The 18,898-nt window shown below is 58.2% G+C and carries 15 protein-coding genes; 5 read left to right on the forward strand and 10 right to left on the reverse strand.

The features are described from left to right. Positions 1-71: 71 nt before the first annotated feature. Complete coding sequence (gene dxs, locus E8M78_RS13545; RefSeq protein ID WP_137135524.1) at positions 72-1,988, forward strand: 1-deoxy-D-xylulose-5-phosphate synthase; 1,917 nt, start codon at positions 72-74, stop codon at positions 1,986-1,988. A gap of 157 nt (positions 1,989-2,145) precedes the next feature. Here the strand turns inward: dxs and E8M78_RS24110 are convergent, their stop codons facing one another. Both E8M78_RS24110 and E8M78_RS24115 read right to left on the reverse strand, forming a co-directional pair. Continuing rightward, positions 2,146-2,580 carry a GNAT family N-acetyltransferase gene (locus E8M78_RS24110; RefSeq protein WP_348640118.1) on the reverse strand — a complete coding sequence of 145 codons (435 nt, stop codon included), beginning with the start codon at positions 2,578-2,580 and terminating at the stop codon, positions 2,146-2,148. Between the two features lie 5 nt (positions 2,581-2,585). Then, the gene (locus E8M78_RS24115; protein ID WP_348640119.1) at positions 2,586-3,089 is read right to left on the reverse strand and encodes a MarR family winged helix-turn-helix transcriptional regulator; all 504 of its coding nucleotides are present in this window, start codon (positions 3,087-3,089) and stop codon (positions 2,586-2,588) included. 316 nt (positions 3,090-3,405) lie between these two features. On the opposite strand from E8M78_RS24115, the gene E8M78_RS13555 reads away from it, so the two are divergent. Further along, a complete protein-coding gene (locus tag E8M78_RS13555) occupies positions 3,406-4,119 on the forward strand; it encodes a DNA helicase (RefSeq protein ID WP_137135525.1) in 714 nt (237 codons plus the stop codon). A 71-nt stretch (positions 4,120-4,190) separates the two neighbouring features. Here E8M78_RS13555 and E8M78_RS13560 read toward each other — a convergent pair whose 3' ends face one another. Beyond that, the gene (locus E8M78_RS13560) at positions 4,191-5,198 is read right to left on the reverse strand and encodes a DUF4424 domain-containing protein (RefSeq protein WP_137135526.1); all 1,008 of its coding nucleotides are present in this window, start codon (positions 5,196-5,198) and stop codon (positions 4,191-4,193) included. A 118-nt stretch (positions 5,199-5,316) separates the two neighbouring features. After that, the gene (locus tag E8M78_RS13565) at positions 5,317-7,353 is read right to left on the reverse strand and encodes a methyl-accepting chemotaxis protein (protein ID WP_137135527.1); all 2,037 of its coding nucleotides are present in this window, start codon (positions 7,351-7,353) and stop codon (positions 5,317-5,319) included. Between the two features lie 241 nt (positions 7,354-7,594). Between E8M78_RS13565 and E8M78_RS13570 the strand changes: the two genes are divergently transcribed. Both E8M78_RS13570 and E8M78_RS13575 read left to right on the forward strand, forming a co-directional pair. After that, the gene (locus E8M78_RS13570; RefSeq protein ID WP_137135528.1) at positions 7,595-8,383 is read left to right on the forward strand and encodes a TlyA family RNA methyltransferase; all 789 of its coding nucleotides are present in this window, start codon (positions 7,595-7,597) and stop codon (positions 8,381-8,383) included. Next, complete coding sequence (locus E8M78_RS13575; protein ID WP_137135529.1) at positions 8,380-9,627, forward strand: class I SAM-dependent RNA methyltransferase; 1,248 nt, start codon at positions 8,380-8,382, stop codon at positions 9,625-9,627. The genes E8M78_RS13570 and E8M78_RS13575 overlap by 4 nt, the downstream gene beginning before the upstream one ends. 29 nt (positions 9,628-9,656) lie before the next feature. Here the strand turns inward: E8M78_RS13575 and E8M78_RS13580 are convergent, their stop codons facing one another. From E8M78_RS13580 to E8M78_RS13600, 5 genes are all read right to left on the reverse strand, one after another. Further along, positions 9,657-11,453 (reverse strand): PAS domain-containing methyl-accepting chemotaxis protein, encoded by a 1,797-nt coding sequence (locus tag E8M78_RS13580; RefSeq protein ID WP_137135530.1) that lies wholly within the window; start codon positions 11,451-11,453, stop codon positions 9,657-9,659. Positions 11,454-11,732: 279 nt separating this feature from the next. Next, complete coding sequence (locus E8M78_RS13585) at positions 11,733-12,011, reverse strand: hypothetical protein (RefSeq protein ID WP_137135531.1); 279 nt, start codon at positions 12,009-12,011, stop codon at positions 11,733-11,735. Positions 12,012-12,149: 138 nt separating this feature from the next. Next, positions 12,150-14,231: a methyl-accepting chemotaxis protein gene (locus E8M78_RS13590; protein ID WP_137135532.1), complete on the reverse strand. Its 2,082-nt coding sequence runs from the start codon at positions 14,229-14,231 to the stop codon at positions 12,150-12,152. A gap of 334 nt (positions 14,232-14,565) precedes the next feature. Further along, a complete protein-coding gene (locus tag E8M78_RS13595; protein WP_137135533.1) occupies positions 14,566-15,321 on the reverse strand; it encodes a crotonase/enoyl-CoA hydratase family protein in 756 nt (251 codons plus the stop codon). A 21-nt stretch (positions 15,322-15,342) separates the two neighbouring features. Further along, a complete protein-coding gene (locus E8M78_RS13600; protein WP_137135534.1) occupies positions 15,343-17,121 on the reverse strand; it encodes an acyl-CoA dehydrogenase in 1,779 nt (592 codons plus the stop codon). Between the two features lie 240 nt (positions 17,122-17,361). Here E8M78_RS13600 and E8M78_RS13605 point away from each other — a divergent pair, with 240 nt between their 5' ends. Then, positions 17,362-18,360 (forward strand): transporter, encoded by a 999-nt coding sequence (locus tag E8M78_RS13605; RefSeq protein WP_246658337.1) that lies wholly within the window; start codon positions 17,362-17,364, stop codon positions 18,358-18,360. A gap of 16 nt (positions 18,361-18,376) precedes the next feature. On the opposite strand, the gene E8M78_RS13610 is transcribed toward E8M78_RS13605, so the two are convergent. Beyond that, positions 18,377-18,841: a BA14K family protein gene (locus E8M78_RS13610; RefSeq protein WP_137135536.1), complete on the reverse strand. Its 465-nt coding sequence runs from the start codon at positions 18,839-18,841 to the stop codon at positions 18,377-18,379. Positions 18,842-18,898: the final 57 nt, after the last annotated feature.

An 18,898-nucleotide genomic window follows, 5' to 3' on the forward strand; every position in this document is an offset into this window, starting at 1 on the left:
AAAAGCCGCCTTTCTTCTCAATGTGAGAGGAAACGCAGGCTCCGGACGTGAGAGCAGAAAAGGCAAGTTCCGTGATTTCAACCCCGACCACGCCCCTTCTGGACCAGGTAACCTGGCCCGCCGATTTGCGCAGGATCGACGATCGCGAACTGCCGCAACTCGCCCGCGAGGTGCGTGACGAGATGATCGACGCCGTTTCCAAGACCGGTGGACATCTGGGTGCGGGGCTTGGCGTGGTGGAACTCACCATCGCCATCCACAAGGTTTTCAATACGCCGGATGACCGGCTGATCTTCGATGTCGGCCACCAGTGCTATCCGCACAAGATCCTGACGGGACGCCGCGACCGCATTCGCACGCTACGCCAGGAAGACGGGCTTTCCGGTTTCACCAAGCGGGCGGAAAGCGAATACGACCCGTTTGGCGCGGCCCATTCCTCCACCTCCATTTCAGCCGGTCTCGGCATGGCAGTGGCGGCGGAACTTTCCGGCAAGCCGCGCAATGTGATTGCCGTTATCGGTGACGGCGCGTTGTCAGCCGGCATGGCCTATGAGGCACTGAACAATGCAGGTGCCTTGGATGCGCGGCTGATCGTGATTCTCAACGACAACGACATGTCGATTGCGCCGCCGACGGGTGCCATGAGCGCCTATCTGGCGCGCCTTGCCTCTGGCCGCACCTATATGGGCTTTCGGGAATTTGGCAAGAAGCTGACGGCCTATCTTGGCAAGAACATTGATCGCGCCATTACCCGCGCCGTGGAGCATGCACGCGGCTATGTGACCGGCGGCACCATGTTCGAGGAAATGGGCTTTTACCATATCGGCCCCATCGACGGGCATTCCTTCGAGCACCTGCTGCCCGTGCTGCGCAATGTGCGCGACAATGCCAAAGGCCCGGTTCTCATCCATGTCGTGACGCAGAAGGGCAAGGGCTATCCACCTGCGGAAGCGGCTGCCGACAAGTATCACGGCGTCAACAAGTTCGACGTCATTACTGGCACGCAGGCCAAGGCGAAACCCAACGCGCCTGCCTATACATCCGTGTTTGCCGATGCTTTGGTGCAGGAAGCCAAACTGGATGAAAAGATCGTTGGCATCACCGCTGCCATGCCATCCGGTACCGGCCTCGACAAGCTGCAAAACCTGTTTCCAGAGCGCACCTTCGACGTGGGCATTGCCGAACAACATGCGGTGACCTTTGCCGCCGGTCTCGCTGCTGAAGGCTACAAGCCCTTCTGTGCGCTCTATTCCACCTTCCTGCAGCGTGGTTACGATCAGGTCGTCCATGATGTGGCGATCCAGGGTCTGCCCGTGCGCTTCCCCATTGACCGCGCAGGTTTCGTGGGTGCCGATGGCCCGACGCATGCGGGCTCGTTTGACACCGGCTTCCTTGCCTCCCTCCCCGGCTTCGTGGTGATGGCTGCCGCCGATGAGGCAGAGCTGAAGCACATGGTGCGCACGGCTGCCGCTTACGATGACGGCCCGATCTCCTTCCGCTATCCGCGTGGTGAGGGCGTTGGCGTCGATATGCCGGAGCGTGGCGAAATTCTCGAGATCGGCAAAGGCCGCGTGATGAAGCAGGGCGCCAAGGTGGCGCTACTGTCCTTCGGTACGCGGCTTGCCGACTGTCTGCTGGCGTCGGAAGATCTGGATGCTGCGGGCCTTTCAACCACGGTGGCAGACGCCCGCTTTGCCAAGCCGCTGGATCACGACCTCATTCGCCAACTGGCCCGCCACCACGAGATTGTGGTGACAGTGGAGGAAGGTGCTATCGGCGGCTTCGGCTCCCAGGTCATGCACTTCCTCGCCAATGACGGGTTGCTGGACAATGGCCTCAAAATCCGCTCGCTGGTGCTGCCCGACCTCTGGATGGATCAGGCCAAGCCGGAGGTGATGTATGCCAAGGCAGGCCTCGACCGCGCCGGTATCGTCAAAACCGTGTTCGATGCACTGGGCCGCGGGGCAAAGGTGGGCGCTGCGGGGTGAGGTAGGGGTAGAATGCGAGCCGGAAGTCACCGAAGCGGGCGTGTTTAATTCTTCAGGCTGGGAGAAAATCTGAAAGCTACAGCTACCATATCGTCATGATCGACACATAAAGCGCGGCGCATCTTATTGGATTCAACAGAGCCGCGCTTTCGATCTTTCATTGCCGCATCCTGACGAAGCGTTGTTCGAGGACTTGGCTACCCCACTGTGTCCCGGAACGCTCCTCCATCAAGACGAACCCCCGAGATTCATACAGGTATCGAGCCGCGTCGAGTCCGGAAAAGGTCCAAAGATGGGTCTCCCTGAACCCATTAGAATCTACGAAATCCAAAGCGGCATCTAAAAGACGGCTACCTGCCCCCCTTCCGCGCAGAGAGTCATCGACAATGAACCAACGAAGATGAGCAATATCAGATCCCAGATCCTCCCCGTCGATAGCGACAGAGCCGAGAATTTGGCCACGACACACTATCGCCCATATCTGATTTATCCGCTTGTTCAAACGGCCACAGAACTCGGCCAGACCACCTGCGACCACGCTTTCAAAGGGCTGCCCAAACCCCGATTTCCGAGAATAAAAAAGTGCGTGCATCTCGGTTATCCGCGCGATGATACCCGAGCGATACCCTTGAAGCAGCTCGACCTCGCTCGATACGGCCTTGTCGACCGAGGTCGAAAGGGCCTCTGCATAGGCCGAATGCCTTCCAGAACCGTGCGGTCCTGCCCCGGTTGCAGGCGACCGAGGGCATCAGATACCCGTCGTCGGGCAAAGGCATGAATGGCACCTACACGCTCCAGTCCAGCCGGTGTCAGCGATAGAAGCTTGGTGCGGGCATCGTCTTCACTTGCAACCTCTCGCACGTCACCAGACGCTATTAGCTTGCAAAGCATGCGGCTTACACTCGACTTTTCGAGACGCAGGGTCACAGCCAGATCCCGTGCCGTCACTCTGCCTTGCTCGATTTCAATCAGCGCATGCACCGCGGAAGGAGAGAGGTTTGTTCCAGCGAAGTCCTCTCCCATGAAACCAAGTTCGCGGACGAGATGGCGCGAAGTCGCTCGCAATTCGTCGATTGTGAACGGGTTAAGAGGCGTTGTCATCGCTGCAGCCTTCATATAGTTGCACCATGCAACCATATCTGTGAAATATTGCACTGTGTCAACAGGAAGTGCGGCGGGGCAAAGGTGAGCGCTGCCGGGTGAGCGTGTGGGTTTGCGTAGTGGGCCAGAAAGCAGCCCTTTGCGGCCCTTGCCACGAATCACCCGACCTAATAATTGTTGGGTACTGGCTAGACCCAAGCCTCCCCCCTCCTTTCGGGAAAGCATTTTACATGTAGGGTGACCACATCTTATCGAACCATCTGTTCGAGCATCGCATTAGGAGGGGTTGCGATATGGCTCGTAATGGAGGTTTTTGATGAAGCTTTCTGCACCAATATTCCAGCTTAAACGTCGAGCCAAGCTGATGGCCCGGAGTAATAGCCTGCCTCTGAACGAGGCACTGGACCATGTTGCACGAGAAGAGGGATTTGCACGATGGAGCCTGCTTTCCGCAAGCATGTCTGCTGGCCCACCATCTGAAACGGTTCTGTCTCAGCTTGACGACGGCGACCTGCTACTGATTGCAGGCAGACCCGGCCACGGCAAGACCAAGCTTAGTCTTCAACTTTTAGTTGACGCCGCTCGCGACGGCCGCAAGGCTTTTCTCTTTACGTTAGAGTTCACTGAGCAACAGGCAAGGAATCACCTCCAAACGTTGGGGGTACCTAGCAGCAATATTGCCGAAGCTGTGCAGATTTTCACATCTGATCAGATCAGCGCAGAATACATCATCCAACACATGTCCGGCCTGGAAGCCGGCGCAATTGCAGTCATTGATTTCCTGCAACTGCTGGACCAGCAGCGCAGCAAACCGGTGCTTTCCGAACAACTTCAAACTTTGGGAGACTTCGCAAAGCACACAGGTATTATCCTTGGTTTCATTTCCCAGATAGACAGGTCATTTGAAGCGGAAGGCAAGCGGCTTCCTGACATCAGAGACGTTCGGTTACCAAACTTCGTTGATCTGGGACTATTTTCCAAAGCATGCTTCCTCCACAACGGAGAGGCCCAGTTCCAGAACGTTGCGTGACTGCCTGCCGCGACCTCGATGGTCGCGGCTTTTCCCTTATGACCACTTGCCCAACGCCCCCTCCCACACCACTACTGCTGCAATGGCGGGTTGGACACCAAAAACAAAACATCCAAATCCTTTTCCGGCCAGAAATCGGTCTTTTCCATCACGAAGGTGGTGGGGCCGGTTTTCTTGATGCCATCGGCGCAGAGGCTGAGGTAGTTGTCGGGCTTGCCCTTGTCGATGGTAAGCTTGAACTTGGAGATCGAGCCGCCCCAGTTTGCACCGGTTTTCAGCACGTAGGAGAGCCAGCTTTCCGTGTAATAAGGCCCGCCGGATCTTGATGCCTTTTCCAGCTTCATGGCTGTCTTCAGGAAAGCGTCGTCGATGCAGTAGCGGTCCTTGTAGCTGGCATAGGTCTCGTTGGTCTTGCCTTCGCTGAGGAACGATATGGCGACCGTGCCGCCGACGCTCGGCTTGTAGCGATGGCTGACACGTACCGGCTTCTTGGCCGGAAATGTGGTTTTCCAGTAATAGACCGATTGAAGGGTCCAAATCGGCGTATAGACGGTCTGCATGCCCTGCCCTGCATCGAAGGTATCGGCATAAACGAGGCCTTTGCTTTCCCAGTCCTTCAGCGTTTCCGGCGGCAGCGCCTTCAGCGCTTCGAGCGTCTTGTCTGCATAGGGGCGGAAGGGAACCTTGTTGGCTTTCAGCAGATCCGTGTAATCGACGGAAAGTGCGCTGACACGCTGCTGGAGCTGCGGCGTTATCGCCTTGCCATCCTGCGTCACGGAAAAGCCAAGAAAGTTATCCGTCTCATAGTCCGGAATGGCGACATTGCTTTCCGGACGCGCCGTAATATCCGGCATGGGAAAGGCGATGATGCTTTCAATATCCTTGTCGCCACTGTTCTGGAAAACATAGTCGACGCGCACCTCATCCATGGAGAGGAACAGGTTTTCCTCGACCATCGAAACATCGGTGCTGATGACATAGGCCAGACCGCCCGTGCGCAGCTCTGCCATGGTATCATTGGCGAGCGCTGGTGCGGCCAGACAAAGCGCCGCCACGGACGCAAGAAGCAGATGTTTCATGATCAGGTCCCCTCATTGCCAAGAACTTAGCGCGGCAATGAATTTACCGGAAGGGGCTCAAACGTGGAAAAGGGCCGCTTTCGCAGCCCCTCCCCGATCTCTCATCCATGAGGATTGATCAGAACTCTTCCCAGTTATCCTGAGACGGTTTGGCTTGTGGTGATGCCGCGCCGAAGGCCTTGGCCAGCGTGTTATGCAGCGCATTGGCCGGCGATGCCTTCGGGCGAGATGTTGCGGTTGCGGCAACCGGTCCGCGGCCAATTGCCGGGCGCAGAGCGGGCTTTGCTGCTGCCTGCGGCGCTGGCTGTGCCATAGGCGCTGGCTTTGCGCTGGTCGCAGGGGCGCTCGCGTTGAAGGAAGAGCGTGCGGCACCGTTGGCAGGCGTTCCCAGCTTGAACTGGCGCAGCAATTCGTCCAGCGAACTTGCTTCGCGGGCGAGCGAATGGCTGGCGGCCGTCTGCTCTTCCACCATGGCAGCATTCTGCTGGGTGTTGTGATCCATGGCGGAAATCGCCTGGTTGATTTCCTGAAGACCGAGCGACTGCTCCCGCGTCGATGTAACGATGGCCTTGATGTTATCGTTGATCTCCTGAACCTCGACCACGATAGCTTGAAGCGCATCGCCGGTTTCACCAACCAGAGCCACACCAGCATCCACCTGCTGGCTGGATGTTGTCAGAAGCGTCTTGATTTCACGGGCCGCGTTGGCGGAACGCTGGGCCAGTTCGCGGACTTCCTGTGCAACGACCGCAAAGCCCTTTCCGGCTTCACCGGCGCGGGCGGCCTCGACACCGGCATTCAGCGCCAGAAGGTTGGTCTGGAATGCAATATCATCGATGACACTGATGATATTGTTGATTTCGCTGGATGACTTCGAAATGCCCTCCATCGCGGATACGGCACGGCGTACAACTTCGCCCGAACGCTCAGCCCCCACGCGTGCCCGCTCGATGCGCTGGCCGACATCCTCGGCACGCTTGGCGGAATCCTTGACGGTGGTTGTGACCTCCTCAATGGCGGCAGCCGTTTGCTCTACAGAGGCAGCCTGACGCTCCGTGCGCTTGGCGAGATCGTCTGTCGCAGCGCGAATTTCCGCAGCACCGGCATTGATGGCAGAGGCGTTGTGACCGACGCTTTCCAGTGCGCCCTGAAGTTTTGCAAGCGCCTGGTTGAAGTCGACGCGCAGGCGATCCAGATGATCGGCAAAGGGGTTGTTGAGGCGGTAGGCGACATCACCATCCGCCAGCTTCACCAGACCTTCGGCCAGCGAATTCATGGCGAACTCGATTTCAGCGGTTTCGCGCGCCTTGCGGGCGTCGTTGTCCTGACGTTCGCGATCGGAGGTCAGGCGGATACGGTCCGTTTCGGATGCCAGCCGCAGCTTCTCGACCGCCGCATCCTTGAACACGGCAACGGCCTTGGCCATCTGGCCCACTTCGTCACCGCGATCGAGTGCCGGAACCTTGATCTCATGGTTGCCATTTGCCAGTTCCGTCATCGCGCTTGTCATGCCGACAATCGGCGTGACAATCGCACGCGACAGCAGCCAGATGAGCCCCGTTGCAATGATACCGGCGACACCGCCACCGATTATCAGCGTCCACAGTACGGCTTCATGGGCAGACTTCTGCTGGGCCACCATGGCATTTTTGAAAGACTGCGCCTCGGCGCGTACCTTTGCCGCAGCCTTGCGGAAATCCGAAAGCGGAACCGCATTCTCGCTGGTCTTTACGTCGGCAGAGTTACCTTTGGCCTGGTAGGCCTTCACCTGCGGCTCAACCACGTCATTATTGAAAGCGTCTGCGGCGCTGCGCATCTGCTGGAGACCAGACAAGATACCGGGCTGACCAACAGCCAGTTTTTGCAAGACATCCAGCGCTGCCAGTGTGGCGGACCGCTGGGCGCTGATACCGGCCAGCATGTCTGCATTGCCGGAAATGAGATAGCCGCGCAGAGCCAGAGCCTGTTCCAACTGAGCCTCCGAGGCTGCAGCCACGATCATGTCTGCTTCCTGCGCAATAACCAGCTCACCGGATGCATGTGATGATTTGAGGCCCTGCCAGTATACAACGGCAGAGGCGCAGCCACAGACAAACATCAGGGTGAGGAATGTCGAGATGATTTTCTTACTGATGGACAGGTCTCGGAATGACATCGGGTACCGCTTTCGAACAGCAATATGCGTAGCCTTACAGAATCCCAGTTCAGTTAATATTGCGTTGCGTCGCGCGCTCAAATTACCAAACAGAGCCTGAGATTCTGTCAATTTCTACAGGAACTTAAAGAGCAAATGCTAATAGTTTGGCATTCGTCATTTCAGGCGGCGCTTTTTCGTCCTGTTCCAATGGATCGGGAAAATGCTTGCGTTCGACGTGCGCGAACGGCATGGACACAGAATGACAGCAAAGAGCACCCAGACAGCGGCCGAAAGGCTGGATCAACTTCTCGTTTCACGAGGGCTTTTCGAAAGCCGGTCGCGCGCGCGCGATGCCATTGCCCGCGGCACGGTGCAGGTGAATGGCGTGACCGTGACCAAGCCCGGCCAGGTGGTTTCAACCGCGGCCGCGCTTGTGGTGGACGATCCGGCGCAAGGCTATGTATCGCGCGCGGCCCTGAAGCTGATCGCGGCGCTTGATCATTTCGGCATCGATCCGTCAGGCATGCATTGTCTGGACATCGGCGCATCCACCGGCGGCTTTACCGAGGTGCTGCTGGAACGCGGCGCATCCCATGTCGTTGCCGTCGATGTGGGTCATGACCAGATGAACGAACGCATCGCTTCCGATGAAAGAGTAACCAACCTCGAAGGGCTCAACGCGCGAAACCTGACGCGAGACGACATCGGCGAGGATGACATTCAGCTCGTCGTGTCGGATGTCTCGTTCATATCGCTCAAGCTTGCCTTGCCGCCAGCATTGGAACTGGCGGAGCCGGGGGCGCTGTGTGTGCTGCTCGTCAAACCGCAATTCGAGGCCGGGCGTGAAAATATCGGCAAAGGCGGCCTCTTGCGCGATCCGTCCTCCGCCCCCGTCATCGCGGAGAACCTCAAAGCATGGCTTGAACAGGACATGGGCTGGAAGGCTCTTGGTCTGATTCCCTCCCCCATTGCCGGTGGCGATGGCAATCACGAATATCTTCTGGCTGGCAAAAAGCCCGGCAAGTCTTCGGAAACGACCGCATCATGAGCACCGAATCCTACACCATTACCTCCCTCACCTCCAAGGGCATGGGCTTGGCCCATGCGCCGGATGGACCGGTCTATGTGCCCTTTGCGCTGCCGGGGGAAACCGTGGCGGTGGCGCGTGTGGGTAACGAGGGCACTGTCATATCCTACGGCCCTCCCTCACCGGATCGCATCCAGCCTGCCTGTCGCCATTTTGGGCCTGAAGGCAAGGGCGGCACCTGTGGCGGCTGCTCGCTGCAACATCAGGCTAAACCCGCCTACAATGCCTACAAGCGGGATCTCCTGATCAACGCGCTGAAATCAAAAGGCATCGACGCGCCGGTCGGCGACCTGATCGAAGCACAGCCGCACCAGCGCAGGCGGCTGGTCTTCACGGTTCGACGGCCGGAAAAAGCGCTTGTCATTGGCATCAATCAGGCGGAGACGCATCATGTCGTGCCGGTGGAGGAATGTCCCATCGCGTCCGACGGGCTGATTTCGCAACTGGACGCATTGCACATCATTGCGCGTGCAACAGGCCATGACATGTTTCGCATCACGGTGACGGAAACGCTGACCGGTCTCGATATCTCGATGGATGGATTGCGCTCCGGCCTTGGTGAGCGCGAGCGGCGTGCCGTGACCGAGGCGGTCATGGGTCTTCGCGGCATCGCGCGCGTTTCGGCCAATGGGGAGATCGTGGTGGAACCGCACAAGCCCCAACTGGACTTTGGCGGCGCCCGCGTCATCCTGCCCCCCGGTGGCTTTACACAGGCAACCCGCGAGGCGGAAGAGGCCATGGCAAAGCTTGCAATCGAGCATATCGGCAAAGCCAAACGCGTGGCAGACCTGTTTGCCGGGATTGGTACCTTCGCGCTGAGAATTGGCCGCAAGACGAGCGTTCACGCAGTCGAATCCGAAGAGCGCGCCGTCAGGGCGCTGGATCAGGCCGCGCGCATGACGCAAGGGCTGAAGCCGGTGAGCGTGGAGCGGCGCGATCTTTTCCGCCGCCCCATGACCCCGCAGGAACTGAAGGTCTATGACGCTGTGATCTTCGACCCACCCCGCGCCGGCGCAGAAGCGCAAAGCGCGGAACTTGCTCGTTCACAGGTCAAGCGGGTCGTTGCGGTCAGCTGCAATCCGCTGACGCTTGCGCGCGATCTCGCCATTCTCGCGAAGGGCGGTTATCGCATCAAGACGGTGATCCCGGTCGATCAGTTCTTGTGGTCACCGCATGTGGAAGCCGTGGCGCTTCTGGAAAAATAATATCGGCAGAAGCGCCTTGCAGGTATCGATCAGAACTCTTCCCAGTTCTCTCCGGATTTGACCGCGGCATTACCGTGGAAAGCGTGGGCGATCTTCGCCGTCATCTTCTTGACGGGCGGTGGCGCGACCGTGCGCGAGATGGCTGCGGCCGGAGCAATAGATGACCCCGTGCGACGGGCCATCGGCTCTCCACCGACCTTGAACTGGCTGAGCAGTGCAAACAATTGCTCGGCCTCACGCGCCAGAGCGTGAGAAGCTGCTGACGTCTGTTCAACCATTGCGGCGTTCTGCTGCGTGCCCTGGTCCATCGTGTTGACTGCCACGTTGATTTCCTTCAGGCCAGTTGCCTGCTCGCGAGACGCTTCCACGATCGCACCGACATTTCCGTCGACCTGCACGACCTGGGACACGATTTCCTGCAGCGCCTTGCCCGTGTTACCAACCAGGTTCACGCCATTCTTGACGTAATCATTCGAGGTATTGATCAGCGCCTTGATTTCCTTGGCCGCCGTTGCGGAACGCTGCGCGAGTTCACGCACTTCCTGCGCCACGACCGCAAAGCCCTTACCCGCCTCGCCGGCACGCGCAGCCTCAACACCGGCGTTCAGCGCCAGAAGGTTTGTCTGGAAGGCAATCTCATCGATCACGCCGATGATGTTGCCGATCTCACCCGCTGACTGCTCGATCTTGCCCATGGCTTCAACTGCCTGGCTGACGATATGACCTGAGTTTTCCGCATGCTCCTTAGTGCGGCGTACCAATTGACCGGCGTCCTGTGCACGCTGGCTGCTATCGGCGACCGTTGTGGTGATTTCTTCCAGCGCGGCTGCCGTCTCTTCGACGGACGCCGCCTGCTGTTCGGTGCGCTTGGAAAGGTCGTTCGAGGCCGACTGTATTTCCTGCGAAGCGGCGCTGATGGCGCTGGCGTTTTGCGCAATGGTCTGGAGGGTAGCGCGCAGTTTCGATGACGTCTGGTTGAAATCGATACGCAATGTTTCCAGAGCCGGCACGAAGCGGGTCGTCAATTCCTGAGTCATGTCTCCGGCCGACATGGCTTTCAAGGCGCCCGCCAGTTGCTCGACATTGGACACTCGCTCGCTGACGTCCATACCGAACGCCACCACCTTGAAGACCTTGCCGTCGATATCAGTGATCGAGCTGTAGGACGCCTGCATGTGAATCCGTCTGCCGCCCTTGCCGACAAACAGGAATTCATCGGAGACATGATGTCCACCGGACAGTCCTGCCCAGAAACCCCGGTACTCTTCGCTGCTCGAATGCGAAACCTCGCAGAGCATGGAATGATGCTTCCCCTGAATTTCGGACAACTGATACCCAACCGCATTCAGAAAATTCTCGTTTGCTGTGAGGATCTCACCGGTTGGCGAAAACTCGATCACGGCCTGTGCCTGCCCGAGAGCCTGCAGCTTGCCCTTGTCTTCCGACCGGCGAAGGTTCTGCTCGGTAATATCGGTGGCGAACTTTACGATCTTGTAGGGCTTTCCACCGCGCAGCACAGGATTATAGGAGGCTTCGATCCAGATCTCGCTTCTATCTTTGCAGACCCGCTTATACTGGCGGCGGTCGAACCGGCCCTGGGCAAGCCCCTGCCAAAGCTCCTGATAGGCTCTGGATGACGCTTCCTCCGGATGCACGAAAATACGGTGATGCTTGCCGACGATTTCCGAAAGCTGGTAGCCGAGGGTACGACAAAAATTTTCATTTGCGCTGATGATGGTGCCATCTGGCTTGAACTCGATGATGGCCTGCGATCTGTTCATCGCCTCCAACACTGCCTTTGCATCCGCGCTTCCAATTCCAAACATCTTTTCCCCCGAAATTACACTTCGCTCACCCCGGCCCGTTGCCTGAAGACAACCGGCACCCAGAGACTGATGACACAATTTGTCGCAAAATAACTTTACGGTCGGTAAAGTTTTAGTCGAAATATAAATTCCGCCTATGTTTAGATAATCGCTGTTTTTCGAGATTATATATTTATACTATTCAAATAAAATCATTGGTTTCAAATCGCGTCCCGCGCGACACTAATGATAGAAGATCACTAGACATTTGCCGACGATGGTCCATCATGAAGGCAACATTCAGTTGGCAAGCTGAAGCGTTCCATTACCGGTGACGCCATCGCAGCGGCAACGCCCGCCGACACGGCCTTCTGTGGCCCGGCACACATTGGGATATTGTTGGCTGGAACTTTGCGGCTGCGGCACGACGCAGACGTAACGCTGCCTTGGTTTGTAGTCATTGCTGTTGTCTGTGCGCGTATTGACCCCGCCACCACCGATCACCGTGCCACCCTGCTGGGCGCCAGCAGCAATGGCACTGACGAAGATGATGAGCGCCGCAGATATCAGTCGTTTCATGACGATCTCCCGAAAAACTATTTCCGATCCTGGAATCTCCTGGTTTAACCGGAGATGAATGTCTTGCCTGCGGATACGACAAGAGGCGCCGGAAGTTCCCGCGCCTCTCAATGCTTTCAAATTGTCGTTAACCGGCAGTTACGCCGCGCGGCGCGAATGCCCGGTCGACGGTTGGCGATCATCAATCCGGAACTGGGCAATCAGGTTGTTCAATGTCGCAGCCTCGCTGGCAAGGCCATGGCTTGCCGCCGTCTGCTCCTCGACCATGGCAGCATTCTGCTGCGTGCCCTGATCCATGGTGTTGACCGCCGTATTGATCTCCTGAAGGCCAGTCGATTGTTCACGCGAGGCGGTCACAATAGCGTGGATATGCGTATTGATCTCCTGCACCTCCCGGACAATGACGGCAAGCGCTTCGCCCGTCTGGTTGACGAGATCGACACCGCCACGCACCTGATCGCCGGATGTGCTGATCAGTGCCTTGATCTCGCGCGCAGCCGTGGCCGAGCGCTGCGCCAGTTCGCGTACTTCCTGTGCGACAACCGCGAAGCCCTTGCCTGCCTCACCCGCACGCGCTGCCTCGACACCGGCGTTCAAGGCCAACAGGTTGGTCTGGAAGGCGATTTCATCGATAACGCCAATGATGCTGGAAATGGCCTCGGACGACTTCTCGATGCTCTGCATGGCCTCGACGGCACGCTGTACAACTTCGCCGGACTTTTCCGCACCGGATCGAGCACGTGTAACCAGATTTCCAACCTCTTCCGCCCGTCGCGCACTGTCTTTTACGGTGGTGGTGATTTCCTCCAGCGCCGCTGCGGTTTCCTCGACAGACGCCGCCTGCTGCTCGGTACGCCGCGCGAGGTTGTCCGCGGCGGAACGGATTTCAGCGGCACCGTTATCGATGGCGCGCGCATTGCGGCCCACTGTTGCCATGGCATCGTTCAGGCGTTCAACGGCTTCATTGAAGTCGTTGCGCAGGCGATCGAGATCGCCGGCAAACGGTGTATTGATGCGACAGGTCAGATCACCATCAGCAAGCTGGCCGAGCGAAGTGGCAAGCGAATTGACGACGAAGGCGATCTGTTCCGCCTCACGAGCCTTCGCGGCCTCACGCTGCAGCCGCTCCTCCTCGGTCAGGGACCGGTTTTCTTCCGCTTCCTTCTCCAGACGCGACTGTTCCATCATGCTGTTTCGGAAAACCGCGACAGCTGCCGCCATCCGGCCGATTTCATCCTGACGCTCCGTGCCCGGGATCTCGACGGAAAGATTGCCCGCCGCAAGCTTGTCCATACTGGCCGTCATTGCCGTGACAGGACGGACCACCACGCGCGAGATGACATAACCCAGCATGCCGGTCATGAGGAGAACCGCCAGCGCCGTCACGATAGCGCCGCCCCAGCGTGCCTCAACAAGCGGCGAGAAGACCTTGCTCTCATCGAAAACGAAGGCCAGCTGCCACTTCACGCCTGGCAATCCCTGCACCGGTGTAAAGCTGACAAGAACTGGCTTGCCATCAAACGCAGTTTCCACCAGCTCCGAATTGCGCTCTTTGATGGATGGCAGGATATCCGCCAAGGACTTGTTGATCAGATCCGCATTGGGATGCAGCAGCACCTTGCCGGCATCATTGATCAGGAATGCGTGGCCCAAGCCATTGAAATCCAGCGACTTGATCTGATTGACTAGTGTTTTCAACGGGAAGTCACTACCCGCAATCGCAACGATCTTTCCGTCCTTGCGAATTGGAGCTGCGGACGTAATCGTCAACTCCTTGTCGGAGGCCGACATGTAAGGTTCGGTCAGGATGGTGGCGTTAGCTGCGAGAGCCGCCTTGTACCAAGGGCGCTTGCGTGGATCATAATCCGGCGGAACCGCCTTTTGCGGCCAGTTGGTGAACACACCCTGCTCATCGCCAACGTAGGAGCTGTTGAAACCCTTCAGCGCATCGTTTTGCAGCATGGAGCGGATTTCATCCGGCGTTGACAGCTTTTCAGCAGCCGAAGCGATCACTTCGGTCAGGCGGATATTGGCGTTGAGCCAGTTGGACATGCTCTCGCCCGCAAGCTTGCCCGCCGTATCGACTTCGCGCTGAACCGTTTCGCGCAGAAGCCTCGATTGGACATGATCGCCATAGAGAGAGAAGCCGCCAAGCGCGACCACGACGACGGACGTGGCTGCGACGAGAATGCGCGTCATAAGTTTGGTGCTTTTTAGCATCCTGATGCCTTCTTATTTTCTCTACACGGTAGCCGTTCGCCACTCTCCTGAAGCAGAAGGTGATTTTGAGCCTGACAGTGGAAATGTGCCGCACAACGCAATAGCCCGATATCATGTCGAGCCTGCTCTCGGTTGAGTTCCGATACTGCAAATATTGATGAAAAGTTTTAATATAATTTTAAGTCAACACAGACGCAATGTCACCGGCAACAGGCCAGCAACCCAACAGTTAACCTTATTGGACTGTTGAACGTCAAAATAGCCGTATCAGGCATATAGTATTATTATAAATTACTACATGCGCGATCAAGCTTACAAACAAATGCAGTCCTGATCAGCGCTTCATGAAGGCTTCAAAGGCAGCGCGCGCTTCCTGGCTGCGCAATTGGGCCTCGAAATGCACCATTTCTGCATCAATGCGCGTCAGCACCTCTTCCGCATCGCCCCGAACGAGGTTGCGGGCGATCCGGACTGCATTGACCGGCTTTGCCGCGATCGAGGCTGCCAAGGCAAGCGTTTCTGCTTCCAGTTGCTGCGGCTCCACGACGTCCCAGATCAGGCCTGCCGCCTGAGCCTGTTCGGCCGAGAACGGTTTACCGACGGCCAGCATGGCGAATGCGCGCTGATGACCCATGATGCGGGGCACCAGCAGGCTGGATGCCGCTTCCGGCACCAGGGCCAGATCCGTGAAAGGTGTGCGGAACTGGCTGCGCGTGGAGGCGACGGTCAGATCGCAATGCAGGTGCAGCGTGGTGCCGATGCCGATGGCAAGACCATCGACGCCGGAGACCAGCGGCTTGCTGAAGCTTGCCAGAACTTTAAGAAAGTCCACGGCAGCCGGAGGCTCTTTCGTTCCCGACAAGGCATAGGTAAGGAAATCCCCCATATCGTTGCCTGCGGAAAAACACCCCTCGGAGCCCATGAAAACCACGGCACGGATAGATGAATCATGACCCGCCTCATGGAGGGCCATGACCATCTTGCGATACATGTCCGACGTGATGGCGTTTTTCTTTTCCGGCCGGTTCAGACGTATGACGAAGACACCGGGAAAGGCTTCGGGCCGTTCGATAAGGATATGGTCGGTCATTACGGGTCCTCCTCGGACGGATTACGCAAGCACGGCGCGGGCTGCCTGAAGGCTGGCTGCGCCATTGATGACGCGATCCTTCAGCGCTGCAGTTTCCGCAATCAGGTTTTCTGCCGTGAACCTGCACAGGGAAAGGCGCTGTTCGCGACCGTGGTCCTCTTCCGCTAGGGCTCCCTTGGCGAGATAGACGCCCGTGAGCGCAAGCCCAAAGAGACGCTGATAGGGCGTGGCGCCCGCGAGCGCCGAAGCCATATCTCCTGCGGCGAACCTTGCCAGCAGCCAATCAGTAGTATCTTCGAGATCTGCGAGGCTGGACGAAAGACGGGCCGCCGTTTCGCCGAACGCTTCGAGATTGGAGGCGCGCACCTGCTCTGCAATCTCCTTCAGTTCGGCAATGAAGCCCCGAACGTGATCGCCATTGGAAAGCGGCAATTTACGGGTTACCAGGTCTGCCGCCTGAATGCCGTTCGTTCCCTCGTAGATCGGCGCAATGCGGCTGTCGCGCCAGAGACGAGCCGCACCGGTTTCCTCGATAAAGCCCATACCCCCGTGCACCTGAATGCCGAGCGACGCTACATCGACGCCGGCATCGGTGGCAAAACTCTTTGCAATCGGCGTGAGAAGTGCAGCCCGTTCAGCCCAATGGCGGACCTCGTCTCCTTCGCCATTATGGCTGAGGTCTGTTGCATGGGCACAGGAATAGCAGATGGCACGCGCGCCCTGTGTCAGCGCCTTCATGGTGACCAGCATACGCGCCACATCCGGATGCTCGATGATGGGACTCATGCCGGAGCCGCTCCAGCCGGGCGCTTTGCCCTGGGTGCGATCCTTCGCATACTGGATGGCCTTCTGGGTCGCAGCCTCACTGATGGCGACACCCTGCATTCCCACCGCCAGACGGGCATTGTTCATCATGGTGAACATACAGGCGAGACCCTTGTTCTCTTCGCCGATCAGGTAACCGATCGCCCCCGGTTCATCCCCGAACTTCCCGTCTCCATAGATCATGGTGCAGGTCGGAGAGCCATGAATGCCAAGCTTGTGCTCGAGAGAATGGCAGTGCAGATCGTTGCGAGCTCCAAGCGAGCCATCCGCATTGAGCAGGAACTTCGGCACCAGAAACAGCGAGATGCCGCGTGTGCCGGCCGGCGCATCCGGCAGACGGGCGAGAACCAGGTGAATGATGTTTTCGGTCACATCATGCTCCCCCCAGGTGATAAAGATCTTCTGGCCGAAAATCCTGTAGGTGCCATCGTCACGGCGCTCGGCCCGGCTTTTCATGACGCCGAGGTCGGAACCGGCATGCGGCTCTGTCAGGTTCATCGTGGCCATCCATTCGCCGGACACCATTTTCGGAAGATACTGCGCCTTGAGAGCGTCCGATCCATGCGCAGAGAGCGCATCAACGGCCCCCATGGTCAGCGTCGGCCCGAGCGTGAAGCCCATGGAGCCGCCGTTCCACATTTCCAGCGCCGCGACATTGAGCATGTGCGGCAGGCCCTGGCCGCCAAAATCCGGATCAGACGTCAGGGAGTTCCAGCCACCGGCAGCCCAATCCTGGTACAGCTTATCCCAGCCCGTCGGGACGATAACCTTGCCATCCACGAGGCGAGCACCTTCCTTGTCGCCCACCGGGCCAAGCGGCGCCATTTCGTCGGATGCAAAGCGCCCCGCCTCAGCCAAGATCGCATCGACAAGGTCATCGCTGAGATCGCCCAGCCTGCCGTCGGCGATGGCGTCCTTCAGACCTGCAACATGGTTGAGTGTGAAGGCAATATCTTCGACCGGGGCCTTGTACATGGCGCGTCTCCTCGCAACAATCCTCGTACAGCCGCGCGGAGCGGCTTCTCCTTCCTGCTTTTTACGTAAACGTAAGACGATTTGTCAATCGCCGCCAGATCACAAAGGAGGGGTCAGGTGGGCGGTTCTCCTGTCACAAAACTGTTGTGAAACGCCGTTACGGCCATAGGATGGATGGAATTCTATCGGTCCATTTGCCGTTGTTCCACGCATTCAGACACGGGAGGCTCCGGGTTGACAATCACGCTCGCGGCATCCGCCATTCCCGGCATCGTTTGGGCGTACCGGCTCAAGCCGGATGAGCGCCTTTGTCTGCGTCTGTTACCCGATGCCGCTCGTGATCAGATCAAGCCACCGCTGAACGGCTTCACCTGGCTTCACCTCAATCTCGCAGACCAAAGGGTTCCGGCCTTTCTGGAGAGCCTCGGCACTCTGCCGCCAGATATTGTGAGTGCACTGACGACACACGAAACGCACGCCTCCATCACGCTGGACGAGCAAACGATCTATGGCACGCTGGTCGACTTTCAGCGTGAATTCGACAGCAATACGCGCGACATCGGCTGGCTGCACTTTGCCGTGGTCGAGGGCATGATCATCACCACGCGGCTGCAGCCGCTGCGTTCCATTGATCGGGTGCGCGCCAGTCTGGAAAAGAACCCGGCTCGCTGCAGGCAGCCAATCGATATCTTCGAGATGATCGTCATCGAATTCCAGCGCACGCTGATTTCGCTCGTGATGGAATTGACGGAGGAACTCAACCAGATCGAGGATATCGTCTACGACAGCGATGCCCGCGATGAGCGCCGCAGGCTTGCGCCGGTTCGGCGGACAATCGTGCGCTTGCATAGACACTTACGGACGATTTTGACGCTCATGCGCCGCGCCGCCGCATCCGACGATGACGAGATGCCCCCAGGTTTCGACGATACGGCCAGCCGTCTGATGGCCCGACTGGAATCGGTGGATTACGATGTCTACGCACTGCAGGAACGAGCGCGGCTGCTGCACGAAGAAATCGACTCGAAGCTCTCCTCCGAGACGAACCGCCACCTCTACATTCTCTCGCTGATGACAGCCTTCCTGCTGCCGCCCTCGCTGGTGACCGGCTTTTTCGGCATGAACACCTCGGACCTGCCGTTTGCCCACGGCGTTGGTGGCACCACGCTGGCCTTCGGCTTCATTGTTCTATCCGTGCTTTGCGCCTGGTGGATACTGCGGCGAGCAAGGATTCTCTGATTGCTCAATCCGTAAATCAATAGAACGGTGAGTAGCAAGGGCGACGCGGCCCGTGATTTGGCTGGAACGTATTGCTGTAGCTATCATACGACCGGTAACGCGCCGCGCAATATTCGTAGTGGCGTGGATTGATGCCCGAACGCGCCGGTGCAACGTAGCGTGGAGCCGGAGCCACGTAGCGTGGCTGGGCCGCGACGGCACCACCGATCAGGGCACCGGCGGCAAAGGCCGCGAGCGGGAACCAGTAGCCGTTGTGATAGCGATAGCCATCCCGACGCTCGCGATGGCCGCGATAGCCGCCGTAATATCCGTCACGATGGCCGCCGTAATAGTCGCGTTCGCGCCAGTATTGCACGGTCTGCACATCGGTTTTTACTTCCGGACGTGCGGTCAGAGGCATTGCCTCTGCGGGCAGGAAAGAGGTCGCCAGGACCGCAGCAGACACTCCGAGAAGTGCGATTTTCTTCACCAAACTTGTCATATCCAGTCTCCAACCCGAAACGATCATCTGGAGGGCTTTGAACGCCGTACGATCGAG

The organism is Rhizobium sp. FKY42, from assembly GCF_005222835.1.
In the GTDB taxonomy this organism is placed as follows: Bacteria; Pseudomonadota; Alphaproteobacteria; order Rhizobiales; family Rhizobiaceae; genus Neorhizobium.

Coding starts and splice junctions, on each gene's coding strand:
- E8M78_RS13580 (WP_137135530.1), bottom strand. CDS start 11,453: ATGTTTGGAATTGGAAGCGCGGATGCAAAGGCAGTGTTGGAGGCGATG.
- E8M78_RS24115 (WP_348640119.1), bottom strand. CDS start 3,089: ATGACAACGCCTCTTAACCCGTTCACAATCGACGAATTGCGAGCGACT.
- E8M78_RS13585 (WP_137135531.1), bottom strand. CDS start 12,011: ATGAAACGACTGATATCTGCGGCGCTCATCATCTTCGTCAGTGCCATT.
- E8M78_RS13595 (WP_137135533.1), bottom strand. CDS start 15,321: ATGACCGACCATATCCTTATCGAACGGCCCGAAGCCTTTCCCGGTGTC.
- E8M78_RS13560 (WP_137135526.1), bottom strand. CDS start 5,198: ATGAAACATCTGCTTCTTGCGTCCGTGGCGGCGCTTTGTCTGGCCGCA.
- E8M78_RS13555 (WP_137135525.1), top strand. CDS start 3,406: ATGAAGCTTTCTGCACCAATATTCCAGCTTAAACGTCGAGCCAAGCTG.
- E8M78_RS13565 (WP_137135527.1), bottom strand. CDS start 7,353: ATGTCATTCCGAGACCTGTCCATCAGTAAGAAAATCATCTCGACATTC.
- E8M78_RS13600 (WP_137135534.1), bottom strand. CDS start 17,121: ATGTACAAGGCCCCGGTCGAAGATATTGCCTTCACACTCAACCATGTT.
- E8M78_RS13575 (WP_137135529.1), top strand. CDS start 8,380: ATGAGCACCGAATCCTACACCATTACCTCCCTCACCTCCAAGGGCATG.
- E8M78_RS24110 (WP_348640118.1), bottom strand. CDS start 2,580: ATGCACGCACTTTTTTATTCTCGGAAATCGGGGTTTGGGCAGCCCTTT.
- E8M78_RS13590 (WP_137135532.1), bottom strand. CDS start 14,231: ATGCTAAAAAGCACCAAACTTATGACGCGCATTCTCGTCGCAGCCACG.
- E8M78_RS13610 (WP_137135536.1), bottom strand. CDS start 18,841: ATGACAAGTTTGGTGAAGAAAATCGCACTTCTCGGAGTGTCTGCTGCG.
- E8M78_RS13570 (WP_137135528.1), top strand. CDS start 7,595: ATGACAGCAAAGAGCACCCAGACAGCGGCCGAAAGGCTGGATCAACTT.